Raw genomic sequence first — 14,739 nt, 5'->3', positions numbered from 1 at the left:
GACCCATCTCCCGATATTTCCAGGTTCGGAGCTGCTGGAGATGAACTCCTGCCTGCGCAGGAGCACCGTCACCCCAGCCGGCTGATCGCCGCCTGCAGCCGCTCCGCTTCCGCTTCCTTGTCGGCCAGGTCGGCGCGGGCTTTCTCGACCGCTTCCGGCTTGGCTTTCTCGACAAAATTGGGATTGCCGAGCCGTCCGGACAGGGACTTGGCTTCCTTCTGCGCGGCTTCCAGCGCCTTGGTCAGCCGGCCCTTTTCCGCATCAACATCGATCGCGCCAGCGAGCGGCAGTATATAGGTGGCACCATCGACCACGATCTGTGCAGAGGCGCCTTCCGGCGCCGGATCAAAGGAGATCGCCTCCAGCCGCCCAACCCGGTCGAGAGCCGCATTCTGGCGAGCAATCTTGGCTTGCAAACTGTCGTCTCCGTCGCGCACATGCGCGGTCATCTTGGTGCCGGGCGCGATGTTGAGTTCGACCTTGGTCGAACGCACCTCGGAAACCAGCTTGATCAGCCAGTCGACTTCAGCCTTCGCTTCGGTGTCCACCTCTGCCTGCGGTTCCGGCCATCTGGCGACGATCAGGTCATATGGGCGACCGCCATTGTCCTGGGCCATCGCATGCCACAATTCCTCGGTGATGAAGGGCATGAACGGGTGCAGCATGACGATGATCTGGTCGAGCACCCACCCGGCAACCGTGCGGGTTTCATCTGCTGCACTGGCTTCTTCGCCTTGCAACACCGGCTTGATCAGTTCCAGATACCAGTCGCAGAACCGGTCCCAGGTAAAATGATAGATGGTGTTCGCCGCCGCATCGAAGCGCAGGTCGGCCAGCGCCTTGTCCAGCGCCCGCTGGGTTTCCACAACCTCGCTGATAATCCAGCGGTTGACGGGCAGGGTCGCTTCCGGCGCGGCGAGCGTCTTGCTCGCGCCGATGCCGTTGACCTCACAAAAGCGAGACGCGTTCCACAGCTTGGTCGCAAAGTTGCGATAGCCCTCGACCCGCTTGTCATCCATCTTGATGTCGCGGCCCTGGCTTTCCATCGCCGCCATGAAGAAGCGCAGCGCGTCGGCGCCATATTGATCGATCAGCCCTAGCGGATCGACGACATTGCCCTTGGACTTGGACATTTTCGAGCCATCTTCGGCCCGCACCAGCCCGTGCAGATAGAGCCGCTTCCACGGCACCTCCTTCATGAACTGGATTCCCTGCATCGCCATCCGCGCGTCCCAGAAGAACAGGATGTCAAAGCCGGAGATCAGCAGGTCATTGGGATAATGACGCTCGAGGTCTTTGGTTTTTTCCGGCCAGCCAAGCGTCGCGAATGGCCAGAGCGCGGAGGAGAACCATGTGTCGAGAACGTCGGGGTCGCGGGAAAGTGTAGCGCCGGAGCCGGCCTGCGCCTGCGCTTCGGCCTCGTCCACCGCGACGTAGATTTTGCCATTTTGATCAAACCACGCCGGTATCCGATGCCCCCACCAGAGCTGGCGGGAGACGCACCACGGCTGGATATTTTCCATCCAGTTGAAATAGGTCTTTTCCCAGCTTTTCGGGACGATCTCGATCGCGCCCGACTTGACCGCTTCAATCGCAGGCTGCGCCAGCGTCTTGGCATCGACATACCATTGATCGGTCAGCCACGGTTCGATCACCACCCCGCCGCGGTCGCCAAAGGGCGTCGCGATGGTCCGGGGTTCGGCATCCAGCTCGGTCTCGTCGCCGTCCTTGGATTTGGCGACATGCGGGATCAGGAAGCCCAGTTCCTTCATCTGCTGCACCACGAGTTCGCGGGCGCCATCGACGCCATCTTTCTTGAACCGGTGCAGTCCGATATATTCATCCGGCACCAGGCCATCCGATGTCTGGCAGACATTGGCTTCGCCATCGAGCATGTTGAGCATCTCGCCGGCTGCGAATCCGGCGCGCTTGCCGACCTCGAAATCGTTGAAATCATGGCCGGGCGTGATCTTCACCGCGCCCGATCCCAGTTCCGGATCAGCATGTTCGTCGGCGACGATCTTGAACCTGCGACCGGTAATGGGTTGCTCGATTTCCTTGCCGATCACGCTCCTGTAGCGCTCGTCATCCGGGTGAACGGCCACTGCCATGTCGGCCAGCATCGTTTCCGGCCGGGTCGTCGCCACCTCGATATAGTCGCGCCCGTCAGCAAGCGTCACGCCATCGGCCAGCGGATATTTGAAATGCCAGAAATGACCCTTCACATCGACCGTCTCGACCTCGAGATCGGAAATCGCGGTTTTCAGCGCCGGGTCCCAGTTGACCAGCCTCTTGTCGCGATAGATCAGCCCGTGATTATAGAGATCCACGAACACCTTGAGCACGGCCTCGTTCATGCCGTCGTCCATGGTGAACCGCTCGTTCGACCAGTCCATCGAACAGCCGAGCCGACGCAGCTGACCGGTAATCGTGCCGCCGCTTTCCTCTTTCCATTCCCAGACCTTTGCGACGAATTCGTCGCGGGTGAAATCGGTGCGCTTCTGCTGGCGCTCGTTCATCTGCCGCTCGACCACCATCTGGGTCGCGATGCCGGCATGGTCCATGCCGACGACCCACAGCGCATCCTTGCCCTTCATCCGTTCATGGCGGATGATGATGTCCTGCAGCGTATTGTCCAGCGCATGGCCGATATGCAGGCTGCCGGTGACATTGGGCGGCGGGTTGACGATGGTGAAGGGCTCGCGATCGTCCCGCTCGGGACGGAACAGGCCCTTGTTTTCCCAATGCTCATACCAGCGCGCCTCGATGGCTGCGGGGTCGAAATTTTTGTCTAAGGTCATGGAGTGCCTTTGGCATTGGTTTCCGCGGGAAACAACACCCTAATCGTCATTGCGAGCGTAGCGAAGCAATCCGGAGCGTCGCTGACAACGGCGCTGGATTGCTTCGTCGCTTCGCTCCTCGCAATGACGATGGCTCAGTGGGCTAATATCCCGTCAATCTCGGCATTGGCCTTCGCCCGGAGCTGGCGCTTGCAGGCCCGGAACCCCGGTTGCCCGCTCAGCCCCTGCACCCGCATCACCGCTTCGTCGAGCAGCTGGTCGGGCATGCACAGTTCGTCGGCCAGCCCCGCGGTCAGCGCTTCTGCCGGGTTGAGCAGGTGGGAGGACAGCGCGAGCCGCCGCCGCCACACCGGATCGAGCCAGTGATCCAGGATCGCCTGCGGCACCGCCGGGAAAGGCAGGCCCGCCTTGGCTTCCGGCAGACCGATCTTGTAGTCGCCCTGTGCGGCCAGCACCCAGTCACAGGCCAGCATCATGATCCCGCCCGCGCCGATCGCATTGCCATTGACCGCGGCAACGACCGCGCAGGGCAGGCGGTGAAGCGCCGCGGCAAATTCATTAATCCCCGCTACCGCACGCTTCTGGCCCGCCTTGTCGAGCGATGCGGCAATCTTGGTATCCATGCCGCAGGTAAAATGCGCGCCGGCACCGGTCAGGACGATGCCCGTTTCCGGCGGATTGGCGGCCAGCGCCTGCAGCGCCGCCGCGCCTTCCTCCAGCAGATCCGGGTTGAGCGTGTTGCGCTCGCCATTGGTCAGCGTGATGATGATCGTGCCGCCGCGCTCTTCGGTCGGGAAAAAGGTCATTTGGCTTCGGGAGCTCGGCTGGCTGTCCAAGGCAGCAGGAATTTGCGGTGCTCGGCCCAGCTTTGGCCGATCATCCTGCCATCCACCAGACATGCGCTGTGCTGGTAATCGCCTTGGCCATCGCTGGTAACAAACGCTACGCACTGCCGTCCGCGCGCCTTGCCAAAGCGGCCCGCGCTGATCTCGCTATTGTAAAACGCGCCGGTAACGCTGCCGTCCGCTGCGATCGTCAGTTCCATCGGCTGGGTATAGACGGGACTGTCGTCGGCAGGCCGCAGGTCCACGGTCCAGCTTCCGGACAGGCCGGCGCTGGCGGGCGGCGCAGGGGCTTCGTCTGCGGCTTGCGCCGCAGCGGACAACAGCAGGAGCGCAAACATCATTCACCCTCTCCCTTGCCTGATTCGATGCGCGTCCATTGGCCCATCCAGTCGAACACCGTGCGATACCATTGCACGCTGTTCTTGCCCTTCAGCACCCAGTGATTCTCGTCCGGGAAGATCAGCAGCTTCGACGGTATGTCCATCTCCTGCGATACGGTGAACGGCATGATGCTCTGGGTATAGGGGATGCGGAAATCCTTCTCGCCGTGGATGAACAGCGTCGGCGTCTTCCAGCTGGTGATCTTGTTCACCGGATTCCATTTTTCCGGATCGGACCGGGTCCACCAGGGGCCGCCATGATCCCACTGGTCGAACCACAGCTCTTCGGTGCTGAGCGCCATCGCCCGCAGGTCGAAGACCCCGGCATGGTTGACCAGGCAGTCGAACCGGTCGGGCCAGTTGCCGGCGATCCAGTTCATCATATAGCCGCCATAGGAGCCGCCGAGCGCGCAGGAGCGGTCGCCGTCGATCTGCGGATCGCTGTTCACCGCCGCTGCATAGCCGAGCTTCAGGTCTTCCAGCGGCTTGCCGCCCCAGTCCTTGTTGATGCTGTCGGTAAACGCCTGCCCGTAGCCGGTGGAGCCGTGGAAATCGACCGTGACCACGGCGTAGCCCTGCGCCGCCATCACCTTCGGGTTCCAGCGGGTCGACCAGCTGTCGCCGAAACTGCCCTGCGGCCCGCCGTGGACCAGAAAGGCCATCGGCAGCTTGCCGGTTGACCCGGCCGGCTTGATGATCTGGCCCCAGACCGTGTCGCCACCGGCACCGGCAAAATCGAATCGCTGGATATCGACCTTGTCGATCGTGTCCAGTTCGCGGCCGTTGATATTGGTGAGCTGCGTGACCGTGCCGTCGGCTGCGCGGCGGTACAGGTCGGTCGGCAGCTGCAGGCTGTTCAGCGTGTAGATCAGCGACCCGTCGCGAAGCGGAATCGTGGTCCCGACATTGCCCTCGCCGGTCAGACGCGTGACCTTGCCGGTCGCGACATCCACCGAGAAGGCGGGATGATCCAGTACCTCCTGCGCCGTCACGATCAGCTTCTGGTCATCCGGTGTCCAGACGATCGAGCCGACCGAGCGGTCCCAGTCCTTGGTCAGTTCAATCGCTTCGCTTTCATCGCTGCCCTTCTGCCGCAATTTGACCACCAGCCGATCGGCTTCATAGCCTGGTCGTTCCATCGCGGCCCAGGCCAGCCATTCGCCGTCCGAGGAAAAGGCGGGAAGCGTGTCGGTCGCCTCGTTGCCGTCGGTGTAATTGACCGTTTCGGTACCGTCCGCCTTGGCACCGTAGAGATCGAGATTGGTCGACAGGGGCTCGTTGCCATCGGCCTTGCGGAGCGTGAAGAACAGGCCTTCCTCGCCCGGAACCCAGGCAATTTCCTCGCCGCCGCCAAAAGGCTTGGAGGGGCTGTCGCCGACCAGTTTGCCATCCAGCGCCGCGCCATCGCCGGCGATTTTTCCATCCTTCAGGTCAAACGCAAAGACGCGGCTGTAATTGCCCGGCGTTTCCCAGCTCGACCAATGGCGGACAAATAATTCGTCATATTCGCGCCCGGTACCGGGACCCGGTTCGGCGCGGTTCCCATCGGACTCGCAGCCGAAGGTCGGACAGTCCCTCGCAATATCGCCCCAAAGCGCGATCTTGTTGCCCGCCGGAGAGAGCTTGAAACCGGCAATATCGGCTTTGACATCGCTTGCCCGGACCGGCTCGCCAGCCTTGCCGGACGGCGATATGTCGCTGCGCCAGAGCTGCTCCGATCCGCTCGCGTCGCTGAGATAATAGAGGCTGCCGTCGGCGGCAAAGGCGGGGCTGTGTTCGCTCTTTTCCGGCTGGTCGACGATCCGCACCGGCACGGCTTGCGGCTTGTCCAGCGCCAGCAGATAGAGCGCGGTGGACCGGTCGTAGCTGTCCGCCTCGGTTTCCGTGACATCAAAGGCCGCCCATTTCTCGTCGGGCGACACGGCGACCGAACCCATGCGCTTGAGCGTCGCGAGATCTTCCGCGGTCATCGGGCGGGCTGCCGCGAGGGTTGGAACAACAATGCCCGCAGTGAGCAGGGCGGCGGTGAATGTTTTGAAAAAATTTGTCATGGACAGCGGTTTAGCATGGCTGTCCGACAAGGCAAATGCGATTAGTCCGGCAGGATTATTTGTCGCCCAGCCGCTGGATTTCCCGCGCGACCAGCTCCTCGACCAGGTCGGGCAGATTCGCATCCAGCCATTGCTTGATCATCGGCCGCATCAGATCGCGGGTCATTTCTTCCAGCGAAGTACCACCGCCGGCGGGCGAAATCGGCTGCCGCTCCATCGCCCCTTTCTCGACCAGGGCGGAGAGCGACTGGCGCATGCTGTCCAGCTTGTTGTCATCGATCAGCCGTTCTTCCCGGCGGCGATCGCCGAATACGCCGCGCGCCGAAGAACCCTGCTGTTCCGGCAGTTCGTCGGTCAGCTCGAGCACTTCTTCCTCGGCCTCATCGCTGTCCGCTGGCATCACATCGGGCACCGCCTGCAGCGAGGGCTTGAGAGCGGTCTTGCGGCGAATCGCAGGACGGTCGTCATCGATCGCCTTGTCCTCGGCAATGATGCGTTTGATCGACGACAGGATTTCTTCCATCGACGATTCCCGGTTCTGTTCAGCCATCTGCGAAACCCCCAAACTTCTACCCCGTTGCCGGGCCTGAGCCGGCCCGCCGCGACTATCGGCGCGTCGGCACCTCCGGCAACGCCTCTATGTCCGCTTTTTGCGCCTGGGTGTCAACGGTTCTGGTGGCCTGCGGTTCGGGATTGGGGTCGCTCTGATAATCATAGAAGATGTCATCGACCCGCTCATAGTTGACGTCCGGATCATAAAGCGGCCCGCCGTCCAATCCCAGGTCGCGCGCCTCGGCACGGCCCATGGCGGCGAGCAGCGAGAAGCCCGCGACATAGCTGTTGCGGCGCGCCGTGACCAGCTGCACCTGCGCGTTCAGCAATTCCTGTTCGGCGTTCAGAATATCCAGAATGGTCCGGTTGCCGACAGAATTTTCCGCCCGGACTCCTTCCAGTGACAGGCTGGCGGCGGCCACGGCCCGTTCGGAAGACTGGATGACTCGCTCCGAGGCGCGCCAGCTCGAATAGGCGGCACGGGTCTGCGCGATCACGTCGCGCTCGATCGCGATCTGCTGTTCATAGGCCTGGCCGGAACGCGCCTGTGCCTGGCGGATTTGCGCGGCGGGCCGACCGCCCTGATAGATCGGCATCGTCGCCTGGATCCCGACCTCTGCCGTCGACTGTTCCTGCAGGAAGGTCGTGCCGGCGACATTGCCGCCGAGCGTGCCGTGGTAGTTCAGATAGCGGCCCTGCGCATAAGTGGACACGCGCGGCTTGTTGGCGGAACGCGCAGTCTTGATGTCGAATTCGGCTGCGTCGCTGCGTTCCTTGGCGGCCAGCAAGTCTGGATTATAGGTCAGGGCGATGTCGACCGCCTGATCGGGTGTTTCCGGCAGGTTCGGCAGCGGCGGCGGAGGCTCGAGGTCACCGGGTTCGCGGCCGACCAGCGCGATATAATTTTCCTTGCTGCGGATCAGGCTCGCGCGCGCTGTTTCCAGATCGCTTTTCGCCGTTTCCAGCCGGGCTTCCGATTGTGCGACATCGGTGCGGGTAAGGTCGCCGATCTCGAACCGGTCGCTGGTGGCATCCAGGTTGACCGACAGAACGCCGACATTGGACCGGTTGAGCTGGACGATGGCCGTATCGCGGATCACGTCCATATAGGTCGCAACCACGTTGCTGAAGATGCTCGCCTCGGTGGCGCGGAGGTCGAACTGACCGGCCTCAACGCGGGTGCGGGCCGCTCGAATCGAATTCTTCACAGCCCCGCCCGAATAGATCGGGACGGAAACCGAGCCGCCGGCGGTCGACTGCCGCAGCGGTGCGGTGAAGCTGTTGGCGCTGCGCAGGAAATTTTCCTGAAAGCTGAAATCGGTTGTTGCATTGGGCCGGCCGTCGGCTTTGGCAATGGCGACATTTTCGTCGATGGCCCGCTGGGACGCGCGGGCGCCGGTCAGGGTAGGGTTCGTTTCATAGGCTGCAATCAGCGCGTCGCGCAGCGTGTCGGCCTGCACCGGTGCGGACAGCAGCGCCACGACTGCTGCTCCAAGGAAAAGGCGACCTCTACTCATTTCATTGCTCTCCCGGCGCCTTAAAATCTGAAGCTTTTGGCCATTTCAAAACCGGGCAATGGCCATCCCCCGCAATCGGCGAAATGTTGGTAGCCAACATGGCCGTTGGCGCTCCGGCCGAGGGCGAGACGCGGCACACCGTCATCGACGATAGCGACGGCAATCCTGCCATCCGCTGCCAGCTGATTGGTAAGGGTTTGTGGAATTTGCTCTACCAGTCCATCTACGAGGATTACGGAATAGGGAGCAGATGATGCCCAGCCGTCAACGTGATTCCCCAGTTCCAGTGTCACATTGTCAAACTCGGCCAGATTCTTCCGGGCTATTTCTGCCAAAGCAGCATTTTGTTCGACGGCGGTAACCGTTCCGGCCAGCTGCGCAAGCACGGCAGCTGTGTAGCCGGTACCGGCGCCGACGAGCAGCACATGGTCGGCTTTCGTGATCCGCGCTACATTCAGCAGCCGTCCGGTGGTGAGAGGAGGGCTCATCGCGCGGCCTTCGCCAATCTGTACGCCGCGGTCGGCATAGGCGAAACTGCGCTGCGCCGGGGGCACGAAATCTTCCCGGGGGACGTGGCTCATGGCTGCTATGACACGCGGATCGCTGACATCGGTGGTGCGCAACTGGCTGACCACCATGGCTTTGCGCATCTGTTTGAAATTTTCCTGGCCCAAGCGTCGGTCCTCATGGTGAATATTGTGACGTCCATGCCACTTCTGTATTATGAATACAATACACTATGGCGGGATTTTGTCGCTTCTAGCTTGCCTTGCGGCATGCGCCAAGATGGATTCCGGCGAATTTGCGCTGACTGCGTCTTTTGCGCGACATTCAGGCGATTATATCGAAAATGGCGTGTCCGGCAGCGATGACGCAACTTGGGGTTGACTTTCACCGCAAAGCGAAGCAATTCGCGCCCTCTCTCCGGCCCGATGGCGGAGTGGTGACGCAGCGGATTGCAAATCCGCGCACCCCGGTTCGATTCCGGGTCGGGCCTCCAGACATTTTTATCCTTCATTCCCTGCCGCGACCTTGCGGATCGCACGCGCTGTGGCTGCCACGCGCTGGCCGCCCATGTCGGCACCGCGATCAATCCATTGAGAAATAACAGATTATCTGTCTCGCTACAGATATTTGACAATTATATGACACTTATGTTGCAACGATTGTCATATAAGTGTAATAAAGGATCATCAAGTTTGGAGATGATGCTATGAAAACCGCTAAAATTATCGGAATCGCAGCTGGAATTTTGCTCACGGCCACACCAGCCATGGCACAGGATTCGGGCGAAATCGGCTATGCCAAGGGCGCGCTCGGCTATGATGCCTTGGTCGCCGGTGAGAATGAACTCGCACTGCAGCAGCTCGAGGCAACCGACAAGGTCGATGCCAATGACCCGGCGCGGCTGATCAATCTTGGCCAGGTCTATGCGCGGATGGGCCGCAACGGCGACGCCGCCCGCATGTTCATGGCGGCGATGAAGAGTGATCGGAATTTCGACCTGGTGCTGGCCGACGGTTCGGTTGTCAGTTCCCGCGATGCCGCGGATCAGGCGCTTCAGAATCTGAACAGCCAGTTCGCTGTAAGATAGCGCTGATATGCAGTGGGGGGTTCTTCCCCGGCTGCACCGTATAGATAATGCAAAGGGGACCGATTATTCGGCCCCTTTTTTTTGCGCGTTCCGCAACGGTTCCCGATGCAATATTCTCACAATGGAAGCATCTGCGCCATTGCCGCAGCGGGTGAAAGATATCCGTAATATTTGAGTCTCCAAACCGTCACGCAAACAGCATCGCAGGGTCACTTCCCACCCCTAGAGCGCTTCCCTGAGGGCGATGGGGAGCTTTTGATTCGATTCCGCATCGTTTGATTCGAACGTATCAAACCAGTTTTTTGCGGAGACCTATCCCATGTTGAATAAGCAAATTCGTTCTGTCCTGTTTGCGAGTGTCGCAGCACTGGCCGTAACCGCTTGTGGTGCCGACGATGTCGCATCGCCAGGCGAAGGCAATATCATCGTCCTGCCAACCCCGGCCCCGACGCCGGCTCCGACGCCAACGCCGACGCCGACGCCTGCCGGCACGCCAGCCGCTGACTGCCCTACGGGGACCGCAAATGTCGGTACGATCACGACCGGCAATGGCGAGCAGGCCCGCAACTGCCAGGTTTCCGGCATCATCCAGGGCAATCTGTTGCTGCCGAAGCGGCCGAACACCGCCAACACCGTCTACTCGCTATCCGGCGGCGTTGAAGTTGGCGTCGATGGCGGCGCCCAGGGCATCCTGACCATCGAGCCAGGCGTCACGATATTCGGTTCGTCGGGCGGCGACTTCCTGCTCGTCAATCGCGGCTCGCAATTGTTCGCCGAAGGTACCGCATCGGCACCGATCGTCTTCACCTCGCGCCAGAATATTCAGGGCACGACGGGTGTCGACAGCATCGGTCAGTGGGGCGGCATCGTCATTCTGGGTCGCGCGCCAATTTCCGATTGTGCGACCGGCGGGGCGTCCAATCCCGGTGGCACGCGCACCGACTGCGAAGCGATCGTCGAAGGTCCATCCAATGCAGTATATGGCGGCACCTTGCCTAATGACTCCAGCGGGCGCATGTCCTTCATGCAAGTGCGCTATCCCGGCTTTGAAGTGTCCCCGGGCAACGAGCTCAACGGCATCACCATGGCTGGCGTTGGTCGCGGAACATTCTTCCAGAACATCCAGGTTCACAACAGCTCCGACGATGGTGTCGAATGGTTCGGTGGCCGGGTAAACGGCAAGAACCTTGTGATGACCGGCATCGACGATGACTCGGTCGACTCCGACTCCGGCTTCAAGGGCCACAACCAGTTCGTCTTGGCTGTCCAGCGCGCCAATGGCGGCGATCACAATATGGAAGCGGATTCCAACGGTGATGAAGATGCCGAACCACGCCAGGATCACAAGCTTGCCAACGTGACCTTCGTCTCGCGCGGCGGAAATCATGTCATTCTTCTGCGTGGCGGTGGCGATTACGCGTTCTACAACAGTGTCTTCAACAGTCCGGCTGCCTGTATCGATATCGACAGCGCGACCACCATCCAGGCTGCGGGTGCTGCAGGCGACGAAAACGGTCCACCGGTGTTCCAGTCGGTGTTCATGAGCTGCGCCACGGCATTTGTTGACGACAACAATATCACCGTCGCCCAGATCCAGACGATCTTCAACGCAGGCGCCAACAACACCGCCAACGGAACATCGACTCTCGGCAATGTGGCAGCGGCATTCCCGTTCATCAACGGAGCGAACGAAAATGGCGTCACCGCGACCGCGGTGAGCAGCGTCAACAGCTTCTTTGAAAATGTCTCCTATATCGGTGCGGTTCGGGACGCCAACGATACGCGCTTCCAGGGTTGGACCTGCGGTCTGTACGCCAATGACTGTGTGACGTCGCCCACCATCGGTTGAGCAGCAATATTGTCATGGGATGGTGGCCGGTTTCGGTCGCCATCCCATTTTTACCATTATGAAGGAAGATCCGATGACGAAGCGGACCGCGATGATCACCAGCCTGCTCCTTGGCACCGCCCTGGTATCGCCTGCAGCCTATGCGCAAACCACAACAGCCGAAGATCCGCCAGCTGAGACGATGCAGCCCGACGATGACGTGGCTGATGACGAAGCGGTCGATATTTCCGCTCCTGGTGGCGATTTTAGCGGTGAGATCATCGTCCGCGGAAAATATATCCCCGATCCTGTTCGCGCGACCTCGGAAGTCGTATCGGTGCTTGGAGAAGCGGAAATCGCGCGCGCGGCAGATGGTGACATCGCCGGGTCCTTGCAGCGCGTAACCGGACTCAGTGTGGTCGGAGGTCGCTTCGTCTTTGTCCGCGGGCTGGGCGAGCGCTATTCCCTGGCTTTGCTCAATGGCTTGCCCTTGCCATCGCCTGAACCGTTGCGCCGCGTTGTTCCACTCGATCTTTTTCCGACCAGCGTGATTGCCTCGACCGTCGTGCAGAAAAGCTATTCGGTCAACTATCCCGGCGAATTTGGCGGCGGCGTTATCAATCTGACCACCAAGGCGACGCCCGAAGAGCCCTTCCTGAAGATCAATATCGGCCTCAGTGGTGACAGCGAAACCACCGGAAAGCTCGGCTATACCTATGATGGCTCCGACACCGACATCATCGGCTATGATGATGGTCTTCGCGACATTCCCGGAGGCCTCGCCAATGCCATTTCCCAGAATATCCCGATTGCTGTCGGCACGGCGTTCTCCAGCGAGGATCTGCAGCAATTTGCCGCCAGCCTGAACAATGCCGAAACCAATCTGATCCAGCGCAACACCGATATTCCGGCCAATTTCTCGGCCGACATCACCGGCGGCACGAGCTTCGACGTGGGCGATGCCCTGGTCGGCGTCGTGGCCACCGCAGGATTTGAAAACAGCTGGAAAACGCGCGGCGGCGTGCAGCAGACATCGCAGGGCATCGTCAATATCGACGGTGAACCGGGTCTTCGCCCGGACCAGAATTTCAACTTTGTCGCGACCGAGAACCGCATTGTCGTCAACGGTCTGCTCGGACTGTCTGCGGAAATTGGCGAGCACAAGCTGCGCTTTACCAACCTGTATATACACGACACGTCGAAAGAGGCATCGATCAAGGCCGGTATCGACGCGATCAATGTCAACGAGGAAACATTGTTGAACCAGGGCCGGACCAGCTGGTTCGAACGGCAATTGTTCACCACCCAGTTTGTCGGCGAGTTCAAGTTCGACGAACTGTCGCTGGACATCCGCGGATCCTGGGCCAACTCCAAGCGCGACGCACCCTATCAGCGCACCTACAGCTACGCCTATGATGATATTATTGCCCAGGATTTTGTCAACGACCTGACATCCCCGGGCCAGTCGGCGCGCGTCCAGTTCAGCAATCTCAACGATGATGTCTACGGCGGCGGCGTTGATCTCGGTTATGAAACCAATATCGGTGTTCCGGTCAATTTCACCGTTGGCTACAGCTACTATCTGAATGATCGCCAGGCCGAGCGGCGCGATTTCCGCTTCGCCCCGGTCAATGGCATCCCCAATCCGATCGACCAGGAACGGATCGATTTCCTGCTGTCGGACTTCAACATTTTTACCCACCAGATCGAGCTGCGCGAAGTGGCTGCGCAGACATCGGTCCCCGCCTATGAGGCCCAGCTCGAAATTCACGGCGGCTACGGCCAGTTCGATGCCGAGCTGGCAGACGGTCTGCGGTTGAATGTCGGCGTGCGTTATGAAGATGCAAATCAGTCGGTTCTGCCGATTTTGCTGCAGGGGGGGTCGGCCTCCGTCGCCACCGGTATCAGCAACGACTATTGGCTGCCGGCCGGAACCCTGACCTGGAATTTTGCCGACGACATGCAGCTTCGCTTTGCCGCATCGAAAACGGTAGCCAGACCGCAGTTCCGCGAACTTGCGCCGCAGCAGTTTCTTGATCTCGACACCGACCGCACATTCATCGGCAACCCACTGCTGACCGATAGCGAACTGCTCAATTTCGAGGGCCGCTACGAATATTACATCGGCCGCGGCGAACGCATCACCCTGGCGGGCTTTTACAAGAAGATCGACAATCCGATTGAGAATGTCGCCTTCGTCCAGGGCGGCGGCACCCTGTTCACCGGCTTTTCCAACGCACCAACGGCAACGCTGTACGGCGCTGAAATCGAGCTTGTGAAATATTTCCCGCTGTATGATCTGGGTGGCAGCTTCTTCGAGGACCGGCGCCTCCTGCTTGCGGCCAACTATACCTATACCAAGTCGGACATCCAAGTTGCCGCGGGTGACCAGGCGATCAACCCGGTCACCTTGACCGTCACTGACGCATCGAACCTGTTCAACGACGGCGATCGCTTGACCGGCCAGTCGACCCATGTTGCAAACCTGCAATTCGGAATGGAGAAGGAAGAGGGTCTGTCGCAGCAGACCGTGCTTGTTACCTATAACAGCCCCCGCGTCACGGCGCGTGGACCGCAGGATCAGCCCGACCTGATCGAGCGGACGGGCTGGAAGCTCGACGTGGTGCTCCGGGAGCAGATGAATATCGCGGGTCAGGATTTCGAACTGAAGTTCGAGGCGCGGAACCTTCTCGGCACCGATTACAAGGAATCGCAAACCCTCGGCGCGACGGAAATCCTGAACAACGCCTATGCCCTTGGCACCCGGTTCTCGATGAGTGTCGGCCTGAATTTCTGACCCGAAATCTGTAATCTAACTGTCAAAAAGGAGTCGCCGCTGCGTCACACAAACTTTCTATTTCGGTCAATGACGGAAATGGAAAGGCAATGTGATGCGTGGCGGACTTCCTGTGGTTTTGCCTGAACAGGCGCGGGCCACGCATAGGCTGGAACCTGGCAGACATCGATGCCGTTAGAACACAACAGCGTGGCAGGCGAAGGGAAGTCTTCGGATGGTCCGGACGGCTTGGAGCAACCCGGTCTGCGGCTGAATCTTCCCTACGCCTACTCCCGCGACCACGGCATCCTGCTGCGCGCGATGGACGGGGAGCGGGCTGCGATCGCGATGCGCGCCGGTGCCGACCCGACGGCGCTGCTCGAGGTGCGCCGCTA

Annotated in this window: 10 protein-coding genes, 1 tRNA gene and 1 pseudogene; 5 read left to right on the top strand and 7 right to left on the bottom strand. The window is 60.6% G+C overall.

Annotated features, from left to right (window positions below; genetic code table 11):
* Positions 1-68 precede the first annotated feature (68 nt).
* The 7 genes from V7650_RS16875 to V7650_RS16845 form a co-directional block, all read right to left on the bottom strand.
* The gene (locus tag V7650_RS16875) at positions 69-2,801 is read right to left on the bottom strand and encodes a valine--tRNA ligase (RefSeq protein ID WP_335657382.1); all 2,733 of its coding nucleotides are present in this window, start codon (positions 2,799-2,801) and stop codon (positions 69-71) included.
* 134 nt (positions 2,802-2,935) lie between these two features.
* Positions 2,936-3,607 carry an enoyl-CoA hydratase/isomerase family protein gene (locus V7650_RS16870; protein ID WP_335657381.1) on the bottom strand — a complete coding sequence of 224 codons (672 nt, stop codon included), beginning with the start codon at positions 3,605-3,607 and terminating at the stop codon, positions 2,936-2,938.
* A complete protein-coding gene (locus V7650_RS16865) occupies positions 3,604-3,987 on the bottom strand; it encodes a hypothetical protein (RefSeq protein WP_335657380.1) in 384 nt (127 codons plus the stop codon). Before V7650_RS16865 ends, V7650_RS16870 begins: the two co-directional genes overlap by 4 nt.
* Positions 3,984-6,077: a dipeptidyl-peptidase 5 gene (locus V7650_RS16860; protein WP_335657379.1), complete on the bottom strand. Its 2,094-nt coding sequence runs from the start codon at positions 6,075-6,077 to the stop codon at positions 3,984-3,986. The genes V7650_RS16865 and V7650_RS16860 overlap by 4 nt, the downstream gene beginning before the upstream one ends.
* Before the next feature lie 55 nt (positions 6,078-6,132).
* On the bottom strand, positions 6,133-6,627 hold the full coding sequence (locus V7650_RS16855) for a DUF2497 domain-containing protein (RefSeq protein ID WP_335657378.1): 495 nt from the start codon (positions 6,625-6,627) through the stop codon (positions 6,133-6,135).
* A 55-nt stretch (positions 6,628-6,682) separates the two neighbouring features.
* Positions 6,683-8,146 carry a TolC family outer membrane protein gene (locus V7650_RS16850; protein ID WP_335657377.1) on the bottom strand — a complete coding sequence of 488 codons (1,464 nt, stop codon included), beginning with the start codon at positions 8,144-8,146 and terminating at the stop codon, positions 6,683-6,685.
* Positions 8,147-8,166: 20 nt separating this feature from the next.
* The gene (locus tag V7650_RS16845; protein WP_335657376.1) at positions 8,167-8,796 is read right to left on the bottom strand and encodes a protein-L-isoaspartate O-methyltransferase family protein; all 630 of its coding nucleotides are present in this window, start codon (positions 8,794-8,796) and stop codon (positions 8,167-8,169) included.
* A gap of 276 nt (positions 8,797-9,072) precedes the next feature.
* Between V7650_RS16845 and V7650_RS16840 the strand changes: the two genes are divergently transcribed.
* The 5 genes and pseudogenes from V7650_RS16840 to V7650_RS16820 all read left to right on the top strand — a co-directional run.
* Positions 9,073-9,146, top strand: a tRNA-Cys gene (locus V7650_RS16840).
* Between the two features lie 213 nt (positions 9,147-9,359).
* The gene (locus tag V7650_RS16835) at positions 9,360-9,740 is read left to right on the top strand and encodes a tetratricopeptide repeat protein (RefSeq protein WP_335657375.1); all 381 of its coding nucleotides are present in this window, start codon (positions 9,360-9,362) and stop codon (positions 9,738-9,740) included.
* A 319-nt stretch (positions 9,741-10,059) separates the two neighbouring features.
* On the top strand, positions 10,060-11,589 hold the full coding sequence (locus V7650_RS16830) for a hypothetical protein (protein WP_335657374.1): 1,530 nt from the start codon (positions 10,060-10,062) through the stop codon (positions 11,587-11,589).
* A gap of 73 nt (positions 11,590-11,662) precedes the next feature.
* A complete protein-coding gene (locus tag V7650_RS16825) occupies positions 11,663-14,365 on the top strand; it encodes a TonB-dependent receptor domain-containing protein (protein WP_335657373.1) in 2,703 nt (900 codons plus the stop codon).
* 168 nt (positions 14,366-14,533) lie between these two features.
* Positions 14,534-14,739 (top strand): annotated as a pseudogene (locus tag V7650_RS16820) (hypothetical protein); the annotation flags it as partial.

Origin of the sequence: Parasphingorhabdus sp., from assembly GCF_036964565.1 — a bacterium.
Lineage (GTDB): Bacteria > Pseudomonadota > Alphaproteobacteria > Sphingomonadales > Sphingomonadaceae > Parasphingorhabdus.
Note: the sequence above shows the minus strand (reverse complement) of the source record. Positions and strands in the feature narration are given on the sequence as shown.

Coding starts and splice junctions, on each gene's coding strand:
- V7650_RS16875 (WP_335657382.1), bottom strand. CDS start 2,801: ATGACCTTAGACAAAAATTTCGACCCCGCAGCCATCGAGGCGCGCTGG.
- V7650_RS16850 (WP_335657377.1), bottom strand. CDS start 8,146: ATGAGTAGAGGTCGCCTTTTCCTTGGAGCAGCAGTCGTGGCGCTGCTG.
- V7650_RS16855 (WP_335657378.1), bottom strand. CDS start 6,627: ATGGCTGAACAGAACCGGGAATCGTCGATGGAAGAAATCCTGTCGTCG.
- V7650_RS16835 (WP_335657375.1), top strand. CDS start 9,360: ATGAAAACCGCTAAAATTATCGGAATCGCAGCTGGAATTTTGCTCACG.
- V7650_RS16870 (WP_335657381.1), bottom strand. CDS start 3,607: ATGACCTTTTTCCCGACCGAAGAGCGCGGCGGCACGATCATCATCACG.
- V7650_RS16860 (WP_335657379.1), bottom strand. CDS start 6,077: ATGACAAATTTTTTCAAAACATTCACCGCCGCCCTGCTCACTGCGGGC.
- V7650_RS16825 (WP_335657373.1), top strand. CDS start 11,663: ATGACGAAGCGGACCGCGATGATCACCAGCCTGCTCCTTGGCACCGCC.
- V7650_RS16845 (WP_335657376.1), bottom strand. CDS start 8,796: ATGCGCAAAGCCATGGTGGTCAGCCAGTTGCGCACCACCGATGTCAGC.
- V7650_RS16865 (WP_335657380.1), bottom strand. CDS start 3,987: ATGATGTTTGCGCTCCTGCTGTTGTCCGCTGCGGCGCAAGCCGCAGAC.
- V7650_RS16830 (WP_335657374.1), top strand. CDS start 10,060: ATGTTGAATAAGCAAATTCGTTCTGTCCTGTTTGCGAGTGTCGCAGCA.